20 protein-coding genes and 1 pseudogene are annotated in these 23687 nt (G+C 42.6%); 18 read left to right on the top strand and 3 right to left on the bottom strand.

The features are described 5' to 3' along the window. Positions 1 to 2: 2 nt before the first annotated feature. The 6 genes from mrdB to lipA all read left to right on the top strand — a co-directional run bounded on the left by mrdB (position 3) and on the right by lipA (position 5918). On the top strand, positions 3 to 1115 hold the full coding sequence (gene mrdB / locus GKR71_RS06650; protein ID WP_036947691.1) for a peptidoglycan glycosyltransferase MrdB: 1113 nt from the start codon (positions 3 to 5) through the stop codon (positions 1113 to 1115). A 13-nt stretch (positions 1116 to 1128) separates the two neighbouring features. Beyond that, positions 1129 to 2106 carry an endolytic peptidoglycan transglycosylase RlpA gene (gene rlpA, locus GKR71_RS06645; protein WP_036947694.1) on the top strand — a complete coding sequence of 326 codons (978 nt, stop codon included), beginning with the start codon at positions 1129 to 1131 and terminating at the stop codon, positions 2104 to 2106. 191 nt (positions 2107 to 2297) lie between these two features. Continuing rightward, on the top strand, positions 2298 to 3527 hold the full coding sequence (gene dacA / locus GKR71_RS06640) for a D-alanyl-D-alanine carboxypeptidase DacA (RefSeq protein ID WP_036947697.1): 1230 nt from the start codon (positions 2298 to 2300) through the stop codon (positions 3525 to 3527). A 153-nt stretch (positions 3528 to 3680) separates the two neighbouring features. Beyond that, the gene (gene ybeD / locus GKR71_RS06635; protein ID WP_006662335.1) at positions 3681 to 3944 is read left to right on the top strand and encodes a DUF493 family protein YbeD; all 264 of its coding nucleotides are present in this window, start codon (positions 3681 to 3683) and stop codon (positions 3942 to 3944) included. A gap of 374 nt (positions 3945 to 4318) precedes the next feature. Beyond that, a complete protein-coding gene (gene lipB / locus GKR71_RS06630) occupies positions 4319 to 4882 on the top strand; it encodes a lipoyl(octanoyl) transferase LipB (RefSeq protein ID WP_230082517.1) in 564 nt (187 codons plus the stop codon). A 70-nt stretch (positions 4883 to 4952) separates the two neighbouring features. Then, positions 4953 to 5918, top strand: coding sequence for a lipoyl synthase (gene lipA / locus GKR71_RS06625; protein ID WP_036947707.1), 966 nt, complete (start codon positions 4953 to 4955; stop codon positions 5916 to 5918). A gap of 187 nt (positions 5919 to 6105) precedes the next feature. Here the strand turns inward: lipA and cspE are convergent, their stop codons facing one another. Together cspE and GKR71_RS06615 are read right to left on the bottom strand one after the other, a co-directional pair. Next, positions 6106 to 6315 carry a transcription antiterminator/RNA stability regulator CspE gene (cspE, locus tag GKR71_RS06620; protein ID WP_006662336.1) on the bottom strand — a complete coding sequence of 70 codons (210 nt, stop codon included), beginning with the start codon at positions 6313 to 6315 and terminating at the stop codon, positions 6106 to 6108. 216 nt (positions 6316 to 6531) lie between these two features. Continuing rightward, positions 6532 to 6990 carry a methylated-DNA--[protein]-cysteine S-methyltransferase gene (locus GKR71_RS06615; protein ID WP_006660933.1) on the bottom strand — a complete coding sequence of 153 codons (459 nt, stop codon included), beginning with the start codon at positions 6988 to 6990 and terminating at the stop codon, positions 6532 to 6534. Positions 6991 to 7287: 297 nt separating this feature from the next. Between GKR71_RS06615 and nrdH the strand changes: the two genes are divergently transcribed. The 8 genes and pseudogenes from nrdH to emrB all read left to right on the top strand — a co-directional run bounded on the left by nrdH (position 7288) and on the right by emrB (position 16546). Continuing rightward, positions 7288 to 7515, top strand: coding sequence for a glutaredoxin-like protein NrdH (gene nrdH / locus GKR71_RS06610; protein WP_154600173.1), 228 nt, complete (start codon positions 7288 to 7290; stop codon positions 7513 to 7515). A gap of 11 nt (positions 7516 to 7526) precedes the next feature. Then, positions 7527 to 7955 (top strand): class Ib ribonucleoside-diphosphate reductase assembly flavoprotein NrdI, encoded by a 429-nt coding sequence (gene nrdI, locus GKR71_RS06605; protein ID WP_154634073.1) that lies wholly within the window; start codon positions 7527 to 7529, stop codon positions 7953 to 7955. Further along, a pseudogene (nrdE, locus tag GKR71_RS06600) lies at positions 7948 to 10095 on the top strand (class 1b ribonucleoside-diphosphate reductase subunit alpha). The gene nrdI and the pseudogene nrdE overlap by 8 nt, the downstream one beginning before the upstream one ends. Before the next feature lie 13 nt (positions 10096 to 10108). Further along, positions 10109 to 11080, top strand: a complete 972-nt coding sequence (nrdF, locus tag GKR71_RS06595; protein WP_036947713.1) for a class 1b ribonucleoside-diphosphate reductase subunit beta — start codon at positions 10109 to 10111, stop codon at positions 11078 to 11080. A gap of 143 nt (positions 11081 to 11223) precedes the next feature. After that, the gene (locus GKR71_RS06590; RefSeq protein ID WP_036947717.1) at positions 11224 to 12423 is read left to right on the top strand and encodes an MFS transporter; all 1200 of its coding nucleotides are present in this window, start codon (positions 11224 to 11226) and stop codon (positions 12421 to 12423) included. A 648-nt stretch (positions 12424 to 13071) separates the two neighbouring features. Further along, positions 13072 to 13587: a transcriptional repressor MprA gene (gene mprA, locus GKR71_RS06585; RefSeq protein WP_036947719.1), complete on the top strand. Its 516-nt coding sequence runs from the start codon at positions 13072 to 13074 to the stop codon at positions 13585 to 13587. Between the two features lie 223 nt (positions 13588 to 13810). After that, a complete protein-coding gene (gene emrA / locus GKR71_RS06580; RefSeq protein WP_154634072.1) occupies positions 13811 to 14989 on the top strand; it encodes a multidrug efflux MFS transporter periplasmic adaptor subunit EmrA in 1179 nt (392 codons plus the stop codon). Positions 14990 to 15007: 18 nt separating this feature from the next. Next, a complete protein-coding gene (gene emrB, locus GKR71_RS06575) occupies positions 15008 to 16546 on the top strand; it encodes a multidrug efflux MFS transporter permease subunit EmrB (RefSeq protein ID WP_036947723.1) in 1539 nt (512 codons plus the stop codon). Positions 16547 to 16626: 80 nt separating this feature from the next. Here emrB and GKR71_RS06570 read toward each other — a convergent pair whose 3' ends face one another. Next, positions 16627 to 17751 carry a tRNA/rRNA methyltransferase gene (locus GKR71_RS06570; protein WP_036947726.1) on the bottom strand — a complete coding sequence of 375 codons (1125 nt, stop codon included), beginning with the start codon at positions 17749 to 17751 and terminating at the stop codon, positions 16627 to 16629. A gap of 173 nt (positions 17752 to 17924) precedes the next feature. Between GKR71_RS06570 and GKR71_RS06565 the strand changes: the two genes are divergently transcribed. The 4 genes from GKR71_RS06565 (at position 17925) to GKR71_RS06550 (ending at position 23469) form a co-directional block, all read left to right on the top strand. Further along, complete coding sequence (locus tag GKR71_RS06565) at positions 17925 to 18626, top strand: tRNA-uridine aminocarboxypropyltransferase (RefSeq protein ID WP_154634071.1); 702 nt, start codon at positions 17925 to 17927, stop codon at positions 18624 to 18626. 249 nt (positions 18627 to 18875) lie between these two features. Beyond that, a complete protein-coding gene (locus tag GKR71_RS06560; protein WP_036947727.1) occupies positions 18876 to 21521 on the top strand; it encodes a bifunctional acetate--CoA ligase family protein/GNAT family N-acetyltransferase in 2646 nt (881 codons plus the stop codon). A 159-nt stretch (positions 21522 to 21680) separates the two neighbouring features. Then, positions 21681 to 23036: a CDP-diacylglycerol--serine O-phosphatidyltransferase gene (pssA, locus tag GKR71_RS06555; RefSeq protein WP_108479356.1), complete on the top strand. Its 1356-nt coding sequence runs from the start codon at positions 21681 to 21683 to the stop codon at positions 23034 to 23036. A gap of 88 nt (positions 23037 to 23124) precedes the next feature. Then, complete coding sequence (locus tag GKR71_RS06550; protein WP_154634070.1) at positions 23125 to 23469, top strand: YfiM family lipoprotein; 345 nt, start codon at positions 23125 to 23127, stop codon at positions 23467 to 23469. Positions 23470 to 23687: the final 218 nt, after the last annotated feature.

The raw sequence follows: 23687 nt of genomic DNA, 5'->3' as shown, positions 1-23687 counted from the left end.
TCATGACTGACGATAAGAGAAAATTATCACTATCAACACGTCTGCACATTGATGTGCCTATGTTATTAATCATCATCGCCTTACTCGCTTATAGCGCCTTTATTATGTGGAGCGCTAGCGGGTTAGATCCCGAGATGATGGAACGAAAACTAGGACAAATTTTTTCTGGTTTTATCGTGATGATCGTGATGGCGCAAATTCCACCTCGCATGTATGAAAGCCTCGCGCCACACCTGTTTATTTTCTGCGTTATTCTCTTAGTCTTCGTTGATGTTTTTGGGCAAATCAGTAAAGGGGCTCAGCGCTGGCTAGATTTGGGCTTTGTACGGTTCCAGCCATCCGAAATTGCGAAAATCGCGGTACCGCTCATGGTCGCTCGTTTCATGAACCGTGACTCATGCCCGCCGTCATTTAAAAATACCTGTATTGCCCTCGTATTTATTTTTGTCCCAACATTGCTGGTCGCAGCTCAGCCAGACTTGGGGACCTCGATCCTCGTCGCCGCATCAGGGCTATTTGTCCTATTTTTAGCAGGAATGAGCTGGCGTTTAATTGCCGTTGCCGCCGTCGCGCTTGCCGCCTTTATTCCGATGCTCTGGTTCTTCTTAATGCATGACTACCAGAGAGCCCGAGTCATGATGCTACTTGACCCAGAAAGTGATCCTCTAGGTAAAGGCTATCACATCATCCAATCTAAAATTGCGATTGGTTCTGGCGGTTTAATGGGTAAAGGCTGGTTGGAAGGCACTCAGTCTCAACTAGAATTCTTACCTGAACGTCACACCGACTTTATTTTCGCTGTATTAGCTGAAGAACTTGGATTGATTGGTGTCTTGATCTTATTGGGTCTTTATATCCTATTGATTATTCGTGGGCTATACATTGCTGCAAATGCGCAAAACACCTTCGGGCGAGTGATGGTCGGCGGATTAATCCTAATCCTATTTGTGTATGTGTTTGTTAATATTGGTATGGTGAGTGGTATTCTACCTGTTGTGGGGGTTCCCCTCCCCTTAGTGAGTTATGGGGGCTCCGCCTTAATTGTTTTAATGGCTGGATTCGGTATTATCATGTCTATCCATACCCACAGAAAATTTTTATCTAAGAGTTTATAAAATGAGGCTTAGTATGCGTTTACAATGGATTATGCTCGCCATGGCAACCACATTACTCAGTGGGTGTATTAACGAAGACGTTAAGCAGCAGCCAACAGTTCCAACTAATGTCCCTACACAAGATGTGTTGGGTGCTGAGCCACATTATGAGCCTTATCATCCAACGGCAAATAATGATTACCAGCGTAATGGCAAGCAATACCAAATTGTCCGTGAACCCGCACAGTTCTCCCAAGTTGGCTATGCGTCAATTTATGGTCAAGAAGCTTCCGGTCAATTGACTGCCATTGGTGAACGCGCTAACCCAGTAGAGTTAACTGCAGCTCACCCTACATTACCTATTCCAAGTTATGCTCGTATTACCAACATGATGAACGGGCGCATGATGGTGGTTCGTATCAATGACCGTGGCCCTTATACTCCTGGCAAAAGTATTGCCGTATCCCGAGCAGTCGCTGATCGCTTAAATCTGATGACGACCACAAAAATTAAAATTGATGCAATCCAAGTTGCACCAGATGGAAGCTTATCAGGGCCAGGAACTGTTGGTTCAAACTTTGTTAAACAAAGTTATGCCCTGCCGGATCGTCCACAATTAGGTTCAGGTCCATTAGGTACACCGGTGATGCAAGAATCCCCAGCGCCAAGCAACGTATTACCAGTAAAACAGCCTGCGGAACCTATGCAACCAACGATGCCAGATATGAACATCAAGCAGCCAGAACCACAAGTTGCACCGAAAGCCACTGAAACAGAATCCGTTCCTGAACGTGGTTTCTTAGTTCAAGCTGGCGCTATCAGTAGCAAAGCAAACGCACAAAGTATGTTGGATAACTTAAAAAGTCAGTTTAACGTACCGGGTCGCCTACAGCCTTACAATGGCATCTACCGTGTTCAATTAGGACCTTTTGCAACGAGACAGCAAGCAGTAGAGATACAATCTCGTTTACAGTCTGAGCGCAATCAACAATCCATGGTTGTTGCCCCTTAATCACTCAATAACCGAATAATTTACGTTGCTGGGGGAAATTATTGATAGCTCCCCCTGCAACTTAAAGTACAACGGGTATAAACTAACGTAAATTTACCTGCACAGCGCAAGAGCTTCTTTTATCTGCCTTCGAACTTTTGCTAAACTGCGCTTTCTTGTGTTAACCGAATGTTGGATGTAATGATACAACCATGAAAAATGTCTCCTCATCACGCAATGTCTTTCTGCCACAAATCGTGCGTCAGACTGCGCTGGCTTCTGCACTGATCGTTTCTACTGTCACTTTTGCAAATGCGAATGAAGCTTTTCCAAATACTTCAGTTCCTGCTGCTCCAGCTATCGATGCTGAAGCGTATATCTTGATTGATTACAATTCAGGTAAAGTGCTTGCCGAAAGTAATGCAGATCAGCGCCGCGACCCTGCTAGCTTGACCAAAATGATGACGAGCTATGTCATCGGTCAAGCCATTAAATCAGGCAAAATTGGCGCGAATGACATGGTCACCGTGGGTGAAGATGCATGGGCGACAGGTAACCCAATTTTCAAAGGCTCTTCATTAATGTTCTTAAAACCCGGAGATCGCGTGAGTGTTTCTCAGCTAACCCGTGGTATTAACTTACAATCAGGTAATGATGCCTGTGTTGCTATGGCAGACTATGTCGCAGGTGATCAAGCTAACTTTGTTAACTTGATGAATACCTACGTGAATAAACTGGGTCTGCAAAATACGCACTTCCAAACAGTACATGGTCTCGATGCTGCGGGTCAATACAGCTCTGCTCGTGATATGGCATTGATTGGTCAAGCGCTGATCCGTGATGTACCGGAAGAATACGAAATTTATAAAGAAAAAGAATTCACGTTTAACAATATCCGCCAAACTAACCGTAATGGTCTGTTATGGGATAAAAGCCTTGCAGTTGATGGGATCAAAACTGGTCACACTGATGCAGCAGGTTATAACTTAGTTGCCTCCGCAAAAGATGGCGATATGCGTCTTATTTCCGTCGTTATGGGTGGAAAAAGCAGTAAGGGGCGTGATGCAGAAAGCAAAAAATTGCTGACATACGGCTTCCGTTTCTATGAAACAGTGAAACCTCTGCAAGCTGGCGTCGAGTTTGCCACTGCCCCAGTTTGGTTTGGCGATGACAGCGAAATTAAGTTAGGCGTGGTTGAAGACCTGTACCTCACAATCCCTCGTGGTCGTTTAAAAGACTTAAAAGCAAGCTACGAATTAACCACCACTGAAATCGAAGCGCCGCTGAAAAAAGGCCAACAAGTGGGTACGATTAGCTTCCAATTAGACGGTAAAACCATCGAACAGCGTCCTTTAGCGGTATTAAAAGATGTTGAAGAAGGCGGATTCTTCAGCCGTTTAATCGACTACATCAAATTATTATTCCATCGTTGGTTTGGTTAATACTTGAAATTGAAATCAGTTAGCCCCATATAGTTTGTATCTGAAAGCCTGTAGTGAAATACAAACCCTGATGGGATAGTGAGTTGGCTGGCGAAATCTATTTTCTTCCAGCCAATTTTTATGCAGGCGCTAATCAATATTTTAGGAGTGCCCATGAAAACGAAATTAGGTGAACTGCTTGAGTTCCCATGTCCATTAACCTACAAAGTGATGGGCCTAGCGCAGCCAGAATTAGTTGACCAAGTCATTGAAGTGGTTCAACGCCATGCTCCAGGTGATTATGCACCAGATGTTAAACCGAGCAGCAAAGGCAACTACCATTCTGTATCTATTACTATTAACGCCACTCACATTGAGCAAGTTGAAACGCTCTACACTGAGTTAGGTGCATTAGAATTAGTCAAAGTTGTGCTGTAATTAGCAACAAGAAAACCGAGCCTCCGGCTCGGTAAGTTGATGACAAAGAGGGATAAAAACATGGTTTTTCCCTCTTTGTGTTATCAGGCGAAAATCAATAAATTGATTTTCCTTGTTCGTTTTACAACCCAAAAGAGCCATTTCCAAACCTGATGGTTTTGTCAATGGTCTGGCCGAGCCTCCGGCTCGTTTTTTTATTATCCGCAATATCAGCTGAAAAATAACAAGTTAATAACAAGACAAACTGGTGGTAACGCGTTCACAGCGTTATACTGCCATTCATCTTTACAGCCTGTGGACACCGAATTTTGTCGAAGAATAGCATCATCATCCGCGACTTAGGTCTGGCTCCCTACGAGAGCACATCTGAGGCAATGCACCAATTTACTGAATCCCGTACTCCTGATACCTGCGATGAAATTTGGCTGGTGCAACACCCTTCTGTGTTTACCCAAGGGCAAGCTGGCAAAGCCGAACACCTTCTCGCGCCGGGAAATATCCCCGTGATCCAAAGTGATCGTGGCGGACAAGTGACTTACCATGGTCCCGGCCAGCAAGTCATGTATGTGATGATAGATCTAAAACGCAGTCACATTGGTGTCCGTGAGCTTGTTAGCGCCCTAGAAACTTGCGTGGTCAATACCCTCGCCCATTTTAATATCAGTGCGTATCCGCGCCCTGATGCGCCCGGCGTTTATGTCAACGGAGACAAAATTTGCTCCCTTGGCTTACGTATTCGAAAAGGCTGTTCATTCCATGGATTGGCTCTGAATGTGGATATGGATCTCGAGCCTTTTAATCGCATTAACCCTTGTGGTTATAGTGAATTGAAAATGACACAAGTGAGAGCGCTGTCTCCAAACATTACATTAAACGATGTTCAGCCAGTGCTTATTAGTCAGTTCTGTGACACACTTGGATTTCATATTGTTCAATAATAATGCTATAATTTTTTAACATTTTTCAAAAAAATTTTAATGGCAAACAGATAACTGGAACCGGCACATTATGAGTAAACCAATTCAGATCGAGCGTGGAATTAAATACCGTGACGCCGATAAAATGGCACTGATCCCTGTTAAAAACGTGGTGACGGAACGTGAAGAAATTCTACGTAAACCTGACTGGATGAAAATCAGATTGCCAGCTGATTCTACGCGAATTCAAGGCATTAAAGCCGCAATGCGTAAAAATGGCCTGCACTCAGTCTGCGAAGAAGCTTCCTGCCCTAACCTCTCTGAATGTTTTAACCACGGAACTGCCACCTTTATGATCTTAGGTGCTATCTGTACTCGCCGTTGTCCATTCTGTGATGTTGCCCATGGTCGACCAAATGCTCCTGATGCGAATGAACCAGAAAAATTAGCGCAAACTATCAAAGATATGGCTCTGCGTTATGTGGTTATTACTTCCGTTGACCGTGATGATTTGCGTGATGGTGGTGCCCAGCACTTTGCTGATTGTATCAGTGCCATCCGTGAAAAAAGCCCGACCATTAAAATTGAAACTCTCGTGCCTGACTTCCGTGGACGTATGGATCGCGCATTAGAAATTCTCACCGCTACGCCACCGGATGTGTTTAACCACAACCTTGAAAACGTACCGCGTATTTACCGCCAAGTTCGCCCTGGTGCTAACTACGAATGGTCACTGAAATTACTGGAAAAATTCAAAGAAGCTCACCCTGAAATTCCAACAAAATCAGGCTTAATGGTAGGCTTAGGGGAAACCAACGAAGAGATCATTGAAGTGATGCGTGATCTGCGTCGTCATGGCGTTACCATGTTAACGTTGGGGCAATACTTGCAGCCAAGCCGCCACCACTTACCCGTTAAACGCTATGTGAGCCCTGCTGAGTTCGATGAAATGAAAGAGGCAGCGATGGATATGGGCTTCACTCACGCAGCCTGTGGACCGTTTGTGCGCTCTTCCTATCATGCCGACCTACAAGCAAAAGGCGAAGAAGTTAAATAATATTAATCTTTTCGTCTAAATAGTAATTAAAAGAAACCCCAATTGTGAATTACTACACATTGGGGTTTTTTATTAGTGACTTAATTTATCACCAATAAGAATGATCATTAGGTCAATTTTAGCGATAAAAAAACTCGCGCTAGCAAAGCTAGTGCGAGTTCAGTGCTGTTCGTTTCTAAGTATTTAATTACAAAGAGACAACGTTAGCAGCTGATGGACCTTTCGCGCCTTCAGTGATTTCAAATTCAACTTTTTGGCCTTCTGCTAAGGTTTTGAAACCGTCGCCAGAAATCGCAGAGAAGTGAACAAAAACATCTTTGCTACCATCTTCTGGAGTGATAAAACCAAAACCTTTGGACTCATTGAACCACTTAACGTTACCTTTAACTTTAGACATCAAATATTACCTTTAAAATAAAATAGACACACCATCTGTATCAAGCTCAGTACATCAAATATATAACTGACTTGTCTACAACCTAGATCACGAAAATTGATTTAAATGATAAAAAAATATTATTTATCCACCTATTTCGTCCAGAATACGGGGATAATTCTTAATAATAGTAATTAATACAAAGGTAAGTATTACTCATGGTTAATTTTTTAGCGTTTACTTCTCATGAATAAGTAACCAATCTTTAATATCCAATCCTCCTGTATAACCCACCAGCTTTCCGTCATGCCCTAAGACACGATGGCAAGGCACAATCAAAGATATCGGGTTACGAGAATTGGCCATACCGACGGCTCGACAGTAGTTAACCGAGCCCAGTTTTAAGGCGAGATCTTTATAACTCCAGCGCTCACCATAAGGAATTTCGCACAAATGCTTCCAGACTTTTTTCTGAAATTCAGTACCTTGCGGATTCAATGCAACCGAAAACACTTTCCGCTTATGATTAAAATACTCTTTTAGTTCTTTCGCACACTGCTTTGAGAATTCGTTTTTCGACTCTTTCTCCGTTTTTTCATCAACAAAATAGATACTCGTCACACCTTCATCATCAGCCGTAATATGGATCCACGGTTTCGGAAAGTTTTCTGGGGCTACTAAATATTGATGGTACATAACATCTCCTCAAAAGGATTCATTTACCTGATTGTATATACAGTTATAAGGTAAATTATTTCTACTTTGCAATGATATTTTTTCTCAGTGTAGCTAACTGAATCATCTCCCCCTGAATTTTTTTATTTCCAATGTTAATAACAGCATAGACAATAATTCGAATGATTATCATTCAAATAAAGAAATCACTATATATTGTATGGTTGAAATATTTTACGTCTATATATAGGATCAACTCATCTTCAACACACCACCATTACGTAACTACCACGTTCTGAAAATGTTAAGGTGAAAAAAATGACTGAGATTACCATTTATAGTAAACCCAACTGCGTCCAGTGTAATGCAACCTACCAAGCGTTCGAGCGCAAGCAATTACCGTACACCATTATCGACCTTTCTGAAGATAACCAAGCCATTGATTTCATAAGAAAACTAGGCTATCAGCAGCTTCCTGTCGTCATTGTAGGAGAGCAGCATTGGTCAGGCTTCCGCCCCGATAAAATCAATGCACTGATTGAGTAAGAGAGGTTGAAATGACCACTCAACCGCTAATTTATTTCTCGAGTCACTCAGGTAATTGCCATCGATTCGTCGAAAAATTACAGCTGCCAGCCACTCGTATTCCCATTGGCCATCTACCTGAAAATGTACTTTTCGCCTCACAACCCTATGTGCTGTTGCTGCCGACCTATGGCGGTGGAACCGCTCATGGCGCTGTGCCTAAAGAAGTGGTGCACTTTCTCAATATCGAGGCAAACCGTGCGTTAATTCGCGGTGTCATCGCTGCGGGTAATACCAACTTTGGTGAGGCTTATGCCATTGCCGGCAACATTGTCGCTCAAAAATGCGCAATTCCCTTCCTCTACCGATTTGAATTATTAGGCACAGAGCGCGATGTGCAATCTGTAAAACAAGGATTAAAAACATTCTGGGCTCACACAAAGGAGCAGATCAATGGATAACCCACAGCACAGTCACCTAAATAATAATCGCAATGCGGACTACCACGCGCTCAATGCGATGCTTAACCTTTATGATAGTGAAGGTCGCTTACAGCTGGATAAAGACAAACAAGCTGCTCACCTCTATTTCCACCAGCATGTGAATCAAAACACGGTCTTTTTTCACGATTTAAAAGAAAAACTCGATTTCTTAGTTAATGAAAATTACTACGAAGAAGAGGTGCTCGCTCAATACGATTTCCCATTTATTAAACAGCTTTTTAAACAAGCCTACGCCCACAAATTTCGCTTCCAAACCTTTTTGGGCGCCTTTAAGTATTACACCAGTTACACCCTAAAAACCTTCGATGGTGAGCGCTATCTTGAGCGTTATGAAGACCGGGTTTGTATGGTTGCACTGGCTTTGGCGCAGGGCTCAAAATCCCTTGCGACTCTCTTAGTGGACGAAATCATTAGCGGACGTTTTCAACCTGCCACTCCCACATTCCTGAACGGTGGTAAAAAACAACGAGGCGAGCTTATTTCCTGTTTTTTACTGCGCATAGAAGACAATATGGAGTCCATCGGGCGCTCCGTGAACTCAGCCCTGCAACTGTCCAAACGCGGAGGTGGTGTCGCTTTCTTGATGAGTAATTTGCGCGAACAAGGCGCACCGATTAAACAGATAGAAAACCAATCGTCAGGCGTGGTTCCTGTGATGAAAATGCTGGAGGATGCCTTTTCCTATGCCAATCAGCTAGGAGCAAGGTAAGGTGCAGGCGCGGTGTATCTTCATGCTCATCACCCTGACATCCTGCGATTTTTAGATACCAAACGAGAAAATGCGGATGAAAAAATTCGGATTAAAACGCTTTCACTTGGGGTTGTGATCCCCGATATCACCTTCCAACTCGCTAAAAATAATGAAGACATGTACCTGTTTTCTCCCTATGACATCCAAAAAGTCTATGGGGTACCGATGTCTGAAATCAGCGTGACAGAAAAGTATCATGAAATGGTGAATAACAAAGCCATCAAGAAATTCAAAATTAATGCGCGAGAGTTTTTCCAGACTATCGCCGAAATTCAATTTGAATCTGGCTATCCCTACATTTTGTTTGAGGATACCGCTAACCGCGCCAATCCGATTGCAGGTCGAATCAATATGAGTAACTTGTGCTCTGAGATTTTACAGGTAAACCAACCTAGCCTTTATGAAGAAGATTTAAGCTACCAACATATTGGTAAAGATATTAGCTGTAATTTAGGCTCCATGAACATCGCCAAAACCATGGATTCTCCTGATTTTGCACGCTCGATTGATACTGCCGTTCGCGCCTTAACTGCCGTTTCTGACATGAGCAATATTCGCTCAGTTCCATCCATAGCCAAAGGCAACCAAGAATCCCACGCTATTGGTTTAGGGCAAATGAATTTGCATGGTTTCTTAGCTCGTGAGCATATTCATTATGGTTCTGAAGAAGGGTTAGATTTTACCAATATCTACTTTTACACCGTGGCATACCATGCCTTAAAAACTTCGAACCAATTAGCAATCGAACGCCAACAAACGTTTGATGGCTTTGAAATATCCACCTACGCTAATGGCGAGTATTTTGATAAATATATCAACAAAACATGGTCACCAAAGACCCAAACCGTGCAGGAATTATTCCGACGTTCGGGCATCGAAATACCAACACAAACGGACTGGCAGATATTAAAACAGTCCGTAATAGCACATGGAATTTATAATCAAAACTTGCAAGCTATTCCGCCTACGGGATCTATCTCTTATATCAATAATGCCACCTCCAGCATTCACCCCGTGGTCGCGCCTATCGAAATTCGTAAAGAAGGTAAGATTGGGCGTGTTTACTACCCAGCCCCTTTTATGACCAATGAGAATCTCAAATACTACCAAGATGCTTATCAGATTGGTCCTGAGAAAATTATTGATACCTATGCCGAAGCCACCCAACACGTCGACCAAGGTTTATCACTAACCCTATTTTTCGATGGCAATGCCACCACCCGTGATATCAATAAAGCCCAAATATACGCATGGCGAAAAGGGATCAAAACCTTGTATTACATTCGATTACGTCAGACAGCACTTGAAGGCACCGAAGTCGAAGGCTGCGTCTCCTGCTCACTGTAAAAGGAAAAAGATAATGACCACCAGCACGCTCAATCGCCCTGTTCAAGCAATAAACTGGAACCGCATTCAAGATGATAAGGATCTTGAAGTATGGAACCGATTAACCAGTAATTTTTGGTTGCCCGAAAAAATTCCCTTGTCCAACGACACGGTTTCTTGGAATACACTGACATCTGCCGAACAGCAACTCACTATCCGCGTTTTTACGGGATTAACCTTGCTAGATACCATCCAAAATACCGTTGGCGCACCGTGTTTGATGGGAGATGCTCAAACGCCTCACGAAGAAGCGGTTCTCTCCAATATCAGCTTTATGGAAGCGGTGCATGCACGCTCTTACAGCTCGATTTTTTCAACACTGTGTTCCACAGTCGATGTTGATGAAGCCTATCGTTGGAGTGAAGAAAACAGTGCATTGCAAAATAAAGCCAAAATTATTTTGTCTTACTACTGTGATGAACATCCACTGAAGAAAAAAGTCGCCAGCGTCTTTTTAGAATCATTTTTGTTTTACTCAGGTTTTTACTTACCAATGTACTGGTCAAGCCGAGGAAAACTCACCAATACCGCCGATTTAATTCGTCTGATCATCCGCGATGAAGCTATTCATGGTTACTATATTGGCTATAAATTTCAGAAAGCCCTTGTCCATTATTCTGAACAAGAACGCAATGAAATTAAGGATTTCACTTTTTCGCTCTTGTTTGATTTATATGAAAATGAAATCAAGTACACCCAAGAGCTGTATGATAGCGTTGGCTGGAGTGAAGATGTGAAAAGCTTCCTTCACTATAATGCGAATAAAGCCTTGATGAATTTGGGCTATGAAGCACTTTTCCCTGACTCAATAACCCAAGTTAGCCCAGAGATTTTATCGGCGCTCTCGCCTGATGCCAACGAAAATCATGACTTTTTCTCAGGTTCAGGTTCATCCTATGTGATTGGTAAAGCAGTCAGTACTGAAGATGATGATTGGCTTTTTTGAATAACATCAACAAAAATATCTCGCATCAATCTTTTGAAAAAAATAATAAAATCACTTAAATCATTAATACTATAAACGGTCATAGTGGGATAGGCTTGATGCCTACCCACAGATCATAAAATAACATTCATATCCGAAGCATAATGAGCATGAAAACACCACAAGCGGAACTGACTACGGGCTTAACGCTCTTAATGGCCATCGCCACTGGGCTGGTCGTTGCCAGTAATTATTACGCACAGCCCCTGCTAGACACTATCGCACTCCAATTCAACCTAACAACCAACATGGCGGGCTTTATTGTGACCGCCGCACAATTAGGTTACGCCGTTGGATTACTCTTCCTTGTTCCTCTTGGTGATCTTTTTGAACGTAAAAAATTGATCATCGTGATGACCACATTGTCAGCCAGTGGTTTATTAATCACCGCGCTTTCTGATAATATTTGGCAAATTCTTCTCGGTACCGCTCTCACAGGGCTATTCTCCGTTGTCGCCCAAGTTCTTGTTCCTATGGCAGCTTCTATTGCAAAGCCTCATCAACGGGGCAAAGCAGTGGGTACTATTATGAGTGGGTTACTTCTTGGGATCTTACTCGCTCGAACTATCTCCGGTGGCGTGGCAATGATAGGCGGTTGGCGAGCTATTTACTGGGTTGCCTTTGGATTAATGATGTTCCTGATCCTAATTTTGGCGCTTAAATTACCGCGTTATCACCAAAAAACGGATCTTAACTATTTTCAACTCATTGGCTCTATCGGACGTCTGTTTTTTACTACGCCAGTCTTAGCAACTCGCGCACTGCTTGGCGCCCTCACTTTCGCGAACTTTGCGCTATTATGGACTGCGATGGCATTCTTATTAGCCAGCCCGCCTTTTAATTATTCTGAGGGTACTATCGGGTTATTTGGTTTGGTTGGTGCAGCAGGTGCATTAATGGCAACCCAAGCAGGGCGCTTAGTGGATAAAGGTAAAGGCAAATTAGTCACTACCCTTGGGTTAATTCTATTATTGCTCTCATGGATCCCAATTGGTCTGGCAAAATATTCACTAATCGCTTTTATTATTGGCATCTTAGTGCTTGATCTTGCCATCCAAGGTGTTCATGTGACTAACCAAAGCACACTTTATCGTATTATGCCTGAAGCACGAAATCGCTTAACTGCCGGCTATATGACCAGTTATTTTATTGGCGGAGCACTAGGTTCATTACTTTCAGGTTATGCCTATGAACATGCAGGTTGGATGGGCGTAGCAATTTCAGGCGTTGTTATCACAGGTATCAGTTTAATCATTTGGGCAATTGGTGCTCGATTCGATCCAATTATTACCTCTGAACAGTAATCCCTTCATTCATTTATATCTATAGCAGTCATTTATTTGGCTGCTATAGATTTAATATCTGATCTATTATTCATATGCCCATTATTTAGCCTATTATTATATCTCTGTGATAATAATCATCATGTTAAATAGCTAACAATGATAAATAATTGGTTCAAGGTATAATTTACCTAGAAAAAGTTAATAAGTGACACAGTTAAGCAAAAAGTATATCTTTATCAGATGGTATACTTCTTATCCACAAAATATTAATTCGGTATTACTCAATACCCTAGGTGCCTTTTTAGGGTATTTACCTCAAAAAATAGAAAGATCCTTCTATCTTGTAATTATTGAGTAATAAAAAAAATGGTATTGAGTTAATGCGATGTGATTATATATTGTTTTATATGATTTTATTTGTCGTATAAAACGCAATTATATTTTCATCTATTTACCTACATGATAGTAAGAAAGCAGTGATTGTTAATTGAACTATACTAAATGCGTTAAAACACATTCATAAAATTTATGAATAATGTATCATTGTCAAAATAAAATGGATGAAATTAATTAAGTATAATTGCTAATTCTATCTTTTAATATACCATTCACATGGTTGATTACAGTTGAAATCTTACCAACTGAAACTAATAAGGTATCCAAATAATGGAAAGTTCATTTACACCGACAGAAGAATTACTTAACGCTCGCGTCGCGCAACAAACTTCACAAGAAAATACTATCCCTTACCAAGAAATTTTATTGACGCGCTTGTGCATGCACGTTCATGGAAAACTGTTGGAATCACGTAATAACATGCTAAGAGCTCAAGGTGTCAATGAAACGCTATTTATGGCGCTCATGATCCTTGATACTAAAGATTCTCATAGCATTCAGCCATCTGAACTCAGTGCAGCATTAGGTTCTTCACGGACTAACGCAACACGTATCGCCGATGAATTAGAAAAAAATGGTTGGATTGAGCGTAAAGAAAGCCATAACGACCGTCGCTGCCTGCATTTGCACTTAACGGAAAAAGGCTCTGAGTTTCTCAGTGGATTATTACCGCCGCAGCATAAGGCATTGATCGATATTTGGTCTTCATTGGATACTGATGAAAAACAACTGCTCGACAAGCTGATGCGCAAATTATTAGCAAAACTCGATAGCATAAAAGAGTGATAATATTGACCACAGATATTTCATGGTTAATGTTTTTGAGGCATTCTGTGGCTTAAACTGAAAAAAAAACTTTTCACTCACATATATTTCATTATCCTTTCAGTTATATATTGCGATATCCCATCGAGCAACGAAATCATTTGTCGTCTTAGTTTCCAGTAGTTAACACTAACTGCTGGAAACAGTCGTTATTTTTATCCATTGAATATGGGGAACCACCAGTATGAGCGCACGCGAGGATCTGCTTGAAACGCAAACGCCGCCATTAAACAAAAAAAGACAGCGCAGAAATGCACTAATGTTCCTAACCGTTATTTTTATAGCGATAGGCATCGGTTGGACTGCATACTGGTATCTCGTCTTACGCCATTACGAATCAACAGACAACGCTTACGTTGCTGGAAATCAAGTTCAAATCCAAGCGCAAATATCCGGTAGCGTCATGACAGTCAATGTCGATAACACCGATTTTGTGAAAAGTGGAACGGTACTGGTGGAGTTAGATCCTAGAGATGCCGAACTCGCTCTTGAAAAAGCCAAAACTGAACTTGCTAACAGCGTTCGACAATCCCAACAGCACATTATCAATAGCCGCCAATTTCAAGCAAATATTGATGTTAAACGCTCTGAATTATCCCGTTTACAAAATGATTTAAAACGCCGCGAAGTCTTGGGTAGCAGCAATTTAATCGGTAAAGAAGAGCTTCAACATGCGAGAGAAGCTGTCATCAGTGCGAAAGGTGCGCTTGATGTGGCGATTGAACAGTACAACGCCAACCAAGCCATCGTGCTCAATACCGCTTTAGAAAAGCAGCCGCTTGTTGAACAAGCTGCAACGCAAGTGCGAAATGCATGGCTTGCCCTGCAACGCACCAAAATTGTCAGCCCAGTGGACGGTTATGTTTCCCGCCGTAGTGTGCAAGTCGGTTCACAAATCACGCCAAATACCCCATTAATGGCAATTGTGCCATCTAGCGGAATGTGGATTGATGCCAACTTTAAAGAGACACAATTAGCGAGTATGCGCATTGGCCAACCTGCCAAAGTAACTACCGATTTCTATGGCAAAAATGTGGTATTCAACGGCACCGTGGTCGGGCTTGATATGGGGACGGGAAGCGCTTTCTCATTATTACCCGCTCAAAACGCGAGCGGCAACTGGATCAAAGTGGTTCAACGCCTTCCAGTACGTATCGCCCTCGATGAATCCCAACTTGATGAATACCCTCTACGTATTGGGCTCTCAACCGAAGTCGAAGTGGATACTGCCAATAAAGACGGCAAAGTGTTATCCAAAGGTCTGCGCGATACGCCCGCTTATCACACAACGGCTTTAGCGGTTGATATGTCTCCTGCTGACAAAATTGTTGCTGAGATTATTCAAAATAACTCTGGCAAATAAGTAAACGGAGACACTAACGTGACAAATGCACCGTTAACAGGCTCAAAACTGGCTTGGATGACCATTGCGTTATCTTTGGCGACTTTCATGCAAGTTTTGGATTCGACCATTGCTAACGTCGCTATCCCCACAATTGCGGGTAACTTGGGTGCATCTAACTCACAAGGCACATGGGTGATCACATCGTTTGGGGTAGCGAATGCTATCTCTATTCCGATCACTGGCTGGTTAGCTCGTCGTATTGGTGAAGTTCGCCTCTTTTTATGGTCTACCGGGCTTTTCGCCCTTACCTCATGGTTGTGTGGGATCTCCAACAGCTTAGAAATGCTGATTTTATTCCGCGTCCTACAAGGTTTGGTTGCAGGTCCACTCATTCCTTTGTCTCAGAGTCTCTTACTCAATAACTATCCACCAGCCAAACGTAGTATGGCTCTTGCACTGTGGTCAATGACCATTGTGGTTGCGCCGATTTGTGGGCCTATTCTTGGTGGCTATATTAGTGACAACTACCACTGGGGCTGGATTTTCTTTATCAACGTTCCTTTTAGTATCGCGATTATTTTTGCCATTATGCGAACGCTTAAAGGACGTGAAACTCAAATCGCGATCAAGCCAATTGATACCGTCGGGCTTGTCTTACTGGTTGTCGGGATTGGTGCATTGCAGATTATGCTCGACCAAGGGAAAGAGCTCGATTGGTTTAACTCTACGGAGATCATCGTTCTGACCGTTATCGCCGTTGTCGCAATAGCCTTCTTAATTGTTTGGGAACTGACTGATGAGCATCCCGTCATCGACCTTTCCCTCTTTAAAGAGCGTAATTTTACTATCGGTTGTTTGGCGCTCAGTTTGGCGTATATGCTCTATTTCGGTACCATTGTCCTATTGCCTCAGTTGCTGCAAGAAGTGTACGGCTATACCGCAACTTGGGCGGGGTTAGCCTCCGCACCCGTCGGTCTCTTGCCGCTGCTGATCACGCCGATTATTGGTCGCTTTGGTAACCGTATTGATATGCGTTATTTAGTGACATTCAGTTTTATTATGTATGCCGTCTGCTATTACTGGCGAGCTTACACCTTTGAGCCTGGTATGGGATTTGCCGCAGCAGCATGGCCTCAGTTCGTTCAAGGTTTAGCGATAGCCTGCTTCTTTATGCCACTCACGACCATTACATTATCAGGTTTACCACCAGAAAGAATGGCATCAGCGTCCAGCTTATCTAACTTCACGCGAACCTTAGCGGGTGCAATTGGTACCTCCATCACCACCACGTTGTGGACACAGCGTGAAGCAATGCACCATGAAAATTTGACAGAGTTTGTTAACCCGTATAATCCAAATGCTCAACATATGTACAGTGAGTTGGCGCAAATAGGAATGAATGAGCAGCAAAGTGCTGCATATATTGCGCGTTCAATTACTGAGCAAGGGCTAATTATTTCTGCTAATGAAATTTTCTGGATGTCCGCTGGCGTGTTTATTCTGTTAATGGTGATTGTATGGTTTGCCAAACCACCATTCGGTGCTGGTTCAAAAGATGGTGGCGGAGCTCACTAGCCGGTATGTAATCCAAATGAAAAAAAACCATACACATTTTTGTGTATGGTTTTTTTAGGATAGCTCAAGTCAGTAAGTCATTACTTAACTTTATTTTGTGACCACCACTGAGAAAGCATAATCCCTGTTGCTACAGAGACGTTCAGGCTTTCAACTTTACCTGTTCCGCCAATGTACAGGCTCATATCACCCTGATCCCATGTGCTGTCACTTAAACCATCACTCTCTTGACCTAACACCAACACCATTTTCTTCGGTAATTGAACCTTAGCAATGTCCTGACTACCTTTATGGCTTGATGTCGTGACGATGGTATAGCCCGCTTCACGGAATTTATTCAGTGTTGGGGTGAAACCATCCGCATCAATGGCTTTAATATGCTCCGCGCCGCCTTCAGCGGTACGAATTGCCGCACCTGATTCCAGCATTCCTGCATCTTGTAAAATCACACCTTTCACACCAAAGTGAGCGCAGCTACGCATGATCCCACCAAGGTTATGCGGGTTACCAACATCTTCCAGCGCTAAAACACAATCGGTATCGACCGCATTTTCTAAGTAGGTTTCTGCTGCCATACCACCGCGTTTTTTGATGATAAAGCACACACCGCCGTGGTGCTCAGTACCAGACGCTTTTGTTAACTCTTCTTCATCAACAACATGGTACGCTTTGCGGTTTGCTGCCATCCATTTTAATGCATCACGAAAACGTGGGGTGACTGACTGCAAGAACCACGCACGGACAATGCCATCTGGACGGTTTTTAAACATCGCTTGGCAAGCATTTTCGCCGTAAATACGTGTCTCTTCTTGGCGCTGTTTACGTAACTGCTCAGGATCAATTTGGCTTTTTCCTGAAATACCACCGTGGTCGTTTTCTAATTCATCACTGCCTGGTTTTGAAACTGTACGCCATGGAGACTGCTCTCCACGTGGTGCGCTATCGCGATTACTTGAGCGTCTGTCATTGTCAGAACGGCGTTCTGAGCGACCACCTTCTGGACGACCAGAGCGACCAGAACGGTCGTTGCGATCATTGCGGTCGTTACGCCCACCTGAACGCTTATCACCGCGTCTATCATCTCGCTTATCATCACGACCGCCACGGCGTTTATCATTACCTTTATTGTTGTCCTGCTCTTCGCTACGGACATACATCACTTTTACTTTGCCGTTTTTACCACTAAAATCATTCGTGTCGTTCATCGCTATCCCCTACTAAGCTATGGCGCGAAGATTACATGAAGTTGCAAAGCTACGCTACCGATCCGCGCTATTATCTCACCGAAAAGTTATTGAATATACTTCTATCGTAGACAAATCGTTTTGCGTACAATATGCCCCTTATTTTTGTCACAACGAAAAGTGCCCCATCAACCATGAGTCAGAACGCTGTCTATCACCTGCGTCAACAACGCTTAGCCCTTTCTACAAAACCTTTTAAAGCAAGGGGTTGCCGGGTGAAACGCTGTCAATATTGCTTACTCCCCGTGCCACAGTGTCTCTATGAAGAAACGGTTTCTGCACAAGCAAAAAGCCAATTTTGTCTGATTATGTTTGATGGTGAAGTCTTTAAACCCAGCAACACCGGAAAACTCATTGCCGATGTGCTTCCTGATACTCAGGCATATCAATGGTCAAGAACAGATCCTAACAACCAGCTGTTAGCCGCTCTGCAAGATAAGAGTAGACAGCCTTATCTGATTTTCCCAGAAAGCTACGCGCAAACGGATCGCATTGTCGTCAATGAACCGACGCTTTCTGACAAACCTGCATTGTTTATTCTGTTAGATGGTACTTGGCCAGAAGCGCGTAAGATGTTCCGCAAAAGCCCTTATTTGGATCAAATTCCAATGTTGTCTATCAATACGAAAGCGAGAACCGACTACCTGCTGCGTACACCATCGCGGGAAGAGCAACACTGCACTGCTGAAGTCGCTGCTACCGTGCTAGAACAAGCTGGCGATATTGATGCATCCCAAGCGTTATTCACGCATTTCAATCTGTTTCGCCGTAAATACTTAGAGGGGAAACCGCATCATCCAACCGCTCAAATGCTTTTGTCTAAGCCCCAAGAATAACTCCTTATAGGCATTTTTTACGTTATTTATATGCCTCGCTTTCCAGCAATTTCTATTTTGAAAATCACCTTCACAGCAAAACGTGAAGGTGCTTGTAATATTCAATAAAATTCCCTCGATAAACTGGCGCTTCCCACAATATACGGCACAATATACGACATGGTATTCCAGCAACGTATCGTATAGCGTTGCTTACGAACTCAAAATCAATTGAGCGGGTTTTCGCTCACCACAAAAAGGTTTACCGCCATGGGGTTAGTGAGTCAGCTAGAGTCATTGTTTAGACCAAAATCTATCGTTGTCGTGGGCGCTTCAGAAGATCCTAGCCGAGCAGGATCTGTGATGATGAAAAACTTACTCAGCAGTGGTTTCAAAGGCCCTATTCTGCCCGTTAACCCGAACAGGAACTCCATTCTTGGCGTCCTTGCTTATCCCTCAATTGATAAACTCCCACTCAAGCCTGATCTTGCAGTGATCTGCACTCACTATTCTCGCAATGTTGAATGTCTCCGCCAGCTTGGTGAGGCAGGTTGTAATGTCGTCATTATCTTATCGTCCCCTTCTATTCAATTTAATGAACTGAAAAAGGTGGCTCAGCAATACCAAATTCGTTTATTAGGTCCGAATAGCTTAGGCTTCTTTGCACCATGGCAAGGGCTAAATGCCAGCTTTTCCCCAATCCCTATTTTGAAAGGTAAACTAGCATTTATTTCACAATCTGCCGCAGTCTCAAATACAGTCTTAGATTGGGCGCGCCATCGCGATATCGGTTTTTCCTATTTTATTGCCCTTGGCGATAGCATTGATATCGATATTGATGACCTACTGGACTATCTTGCTCGAGATAGCAAAACCAGCGCTATCTTGCTTTATTTAGAAAACATTAGTGATGCTAGACGCTTTTTATCATCTTCTCGTAGTGCATCCCGTAACAAACCGATCCTCGTTATCAAAAGCGGGCGAACACGCAAAGCGCAAGAGCTTCTCGGTGAAAAACCAAGTTTAGATGCCGCTTATGATGCTGCGATTCAACGGGCTGGTTTACTGCGAGTCCAAGATACCCACGAAATGTTTTCTGCGGTAGAAACACTAAGTTATATGACTCCGCTACGAGGAGAACGTTTATCGATTATGAGCAACGGCTCAGCACCTGCCGCAATGGCACTCGATGAACTACTTCTACGTAATGGAAAACTTGCAAAACTCAGTGTAGAAACTGAAAACGAATTAAGTTCTCTATTACCATTAGATTTATCTACCCAAAACCCGATTGACCTCGGCGACGATGCCACTGTGGATAGGTATCTCAACGTATTAAACAAAATGCTCGATAGCCACGATCATGATGCGTTGCTTTTGATCCATACACCAAGTGCCATTACACAAAGTAAATCTATGGCAGAAAAAGTGATCAAAACCATTAAACAACATCCTCGGGGTAAATGGTTAACTATCCTCACAAACTGGTGCGGGGAATATTCTTCTCAAGAGGCAAGAAGGCTCTTCAGCGAAGCTGGGATCCCAACTTACCGAACGCCAGAAGGTGCAATCACCGCCTATATGCATATGGTGGAATATCGCCGTAACCAAAAACAATTAAAAGAAACCCCTGCGCTGCCTGTCGGGATAACCGCAAATACTCAGCAAGCACATACCTGTATCATGCAAGCCATTGAAAATAACAAGCTGCATTTAGATACCCATGAAGTTCAACCAATCTTAAAAGCTTATGGCTTAAACAGCTTACCGACATGGATTGCTCATTCCAGCGAACAGGCCGTTGAAATCGCAGAAAAGATTGGCTATCCCGTTGCACTAAAATTACGTTCTCCTGACATTGTGCATAAATCAGAAGTTCAGGGCGTTATGCTCTATTTAAGGAATGCCAAAGAAGTCTCTGAAGCTGCCAATGCCATCATTGAACGAGTCTCGACCAACTACCCACAAGCTCGAATTGAGGGCTTATTAGTACAAAGCATGGCGAATCGCGCAGGAGCTCAAGAGCTACGAATCGCTGTTGAGCTTGATCCTGTTTTTGGTTTATTAATCATGCTTGGCGAAGGGGGCATAGAGTGGCAACAAGAGAGTCAGGCTGCCGTAGCTCTTCCGCCACTAAACTTAGCGCTAGCTCGTTACTTGGTCATTAATGCAATCAAAGGACATAAAATTAAAGCCCGTAGTGCTCTAGAACCATTAGATATTCCGGGGCTAGCCAGCTTATTAGTTCGTGTCTCTAACTTAATCATTGATTGCCCTAACATCAGCCGATTAGATATACATCCACTACTTGCGGCTGGTGATGAATTCACATTACTTGATGTTTCAATGACATTGAACTCAGCAAGTAACATTCCAGATACTCGGCTTGCCATCCGTCCTTATCCTAATGAGCTTGAAGAGACCATTAACCTAAAAGATGACCTAACTTGCTTGCTAAGACCGATTCTTCCTGAAGATGAACCACTCTTAAAATCCTTTATTGAGCAAGTCACTAAAGAAGACCTTTATTACCGTTATTTCAGTGAAATCAGTGAATTCACTCATGATGATCTCGCGAATATGACACAAATCGATTACGACCGAGAAATGGCGTTTGTCGCTGTTAAAAATAGTGATACACAACCTGAAATTATCGGCGTAACTCGCGCAATGGCAGATCCTGATAACCAAGAAGCTGAGTTTGCCGTTTTAGTTCGTTCAGATATGAAAGGGCAAACGCTCGGTTATCAATTAATGCAAAAACTGCTTAACTACACCCGCGGACATGGCATTAAGAAGCTGACAGCGATCACCATGCCAGAGAATCGTAATATGATCAGCTTAGCAAAAAAATTAGGATTCCAAATTGATGTTCAATTTGAGGATGGTGTCGTAAATCTCACCCTGCATCTATAATTAGCGTTAGGAATAAACCGTAATCTGTATAGTAAGTAAACCAATGGTCAATTTATTCCTAATGAATGGTGTAAATATGATATCATCGACAGATCATTCGCTTAAATATTTGTATAAAGCGATTTGCTATTAGACTAACAAGAGAAAATTCACACTGTGATGTTGTCAAAACTAAAACAAGCAAAACATCAACAACACTTGGCAAGCATGCCTAAATTGTCTCAGTCGGTTGATGATGTTAAAACGCTCTATAAGACGGAAGATTTTCGTGGTGCTCTGCTTGAACAAATCTCGCAAGCTAAAAATACAGTCTACATTACGGCGCTGTATTTAGAAAAAGATGATGCGGGTAAAGACATCCTTCATGCTCTGTATGCCGCTAAACAAGCAAATCCTAATCTAGATATTAAAATTCTAGTTGATTGGCACCGAGCTCAGCGCGGTCGAATTGGCGCTGCTGCTAATCTGACTAATGCCGATTGGTATTATGAAGTTTCTCAGCAATACCCTGATGTTGAGATCCCTGTTTTCGGGATCCCCGTAAACACGCGTGAAGCATTAGGAGTACTGCATTTAAAAGGTTTCTTATTTGATGATACGCTTCTATATAGCGGGGCTAGCATCAATGATGTCTACCTGCATCGTCATGAAAAATACCGCTACGATAGATATCATCTCATCAAAAATAGTCAGCTCACTGCAACGATGAAAAAATTCATTGATGATTCTCTTTTATCATCGGATGCTATTCATCTACTCAATACGCCTAGCAGACCAAAAACAGCGGAATTTAAAGGGTTAATCAAGCAATTTCGTTTGTCATTAAGAGGCGTTAATTACCAATTTGCAGGTAATGCATCTAATGATGAACTTGCCGTTACTCCATTTGTTGGCCTAGGTAAAAAAAACGAGTTAAATCGTACTATCACCCATTTAATGAGCTCAACCGCTGAAAAGTTAACTATCTGTACACCATATTTTAATTTACCTGCTGTCTTAGTAAGAATTATCAGCAAGTTACTGCGTGATGGAAAGAAAGTTGAAATCATTATTGGTGATAAAACCGCTAACGACTTCTATATTCCACCTGAAGAGCCTTTTAAAATCATCGGTGCTTTGCCTTATCTCTATGAAATAAACTTACGTAAGTTTGTTAGCCGTTTGCAGCGTTTTATTGATAGTGAACAACTGACAGTTCGTTTATGGAAAGATGGTGACAACACCTATCACCTGAAAGGAATGTGGGTTGATAATCAATGGCAGCTGATTACAGGTAATAACCTGAATCCACGGGCTTGGGGATTAGATTTGGAAAATGCGGTATTAATCCACGATCCAAAACAACAGCTCCAAGAACAACGCCAACACGAGCTTGATTGCATCCGAGTCCATACTAAAGTTGTTCATCATTATCGCGAGCTGGATAGCATTCAAACCTACCCTGTTAAAGTGAAAAAACTGATCCGTCGATTACGACGTATCCGAGTTGATCGACTCATTAGTCGAATACTTTAATAATTGACTCTCTAAAGCGCCGCTCATGTGGCGCTTTTTATTATCTAGCGAACTCTAACTTATCAGTTGCTGTAGAGGGCCAAGATATATGCCAAATCTCTCTTATAAAACATTAGCTTTAAGTTGCTCCTTAATAGTAATGACTGGCTGTTCAGGCTTCCATTGGTCAAATGATAATTGGCAGGGAAAAGATAAGGCGCAGCACTTTGCTTTTTCTGCTGCAATGGCTGCTGCTGGTAATGCGTATGCGGATAGGCAGAACATGCAACATCGGCAAGCAGCACAATTCGGTATGTTATTTTCGATTTCGCTAGGTGCAGCGAAAGAACTTTATGATAGCCGACCAGCAGGTACTGGCTGGAGTTGGCATGATTTTGCTTATGATGTAACGGGTTCAGTGGCAGGTTATACTCTATATCAAAACTTTAAGTAATATTTGCTCGCTCATAATAAACAAAAAAATCTAGAAGAGATCACTATAGCAGAGTGAGCTGTGTGACGACAGGGAGAAAATATAGTTAGAAATTGCTGTATTACATGTATCGTAGAAAAACAAAAACCCCGTGATTTTCATCACGGGGCTTGCTATAAGTGGCGGAACGGACGGGACTCGAACCCGCGACCCCCTGCGTGACAGGCAGGTATTCTAAC

This window comes from Providencia sp. wls1922 (genome assembly GCF_009706505.1).
GTDB classification, from domain to species: Bacteria; Pseudomonadota; Gammaproteobacteria; order Enterobacterales; family Enterobacteriaceae; genus Providencia; species Providencia lanzhouensis.
The sequence above is the reverse complement of the archived record's forward strand: the minus strand, read 5'-3'. Positions and strand labels throughout refer to the sequence as shown.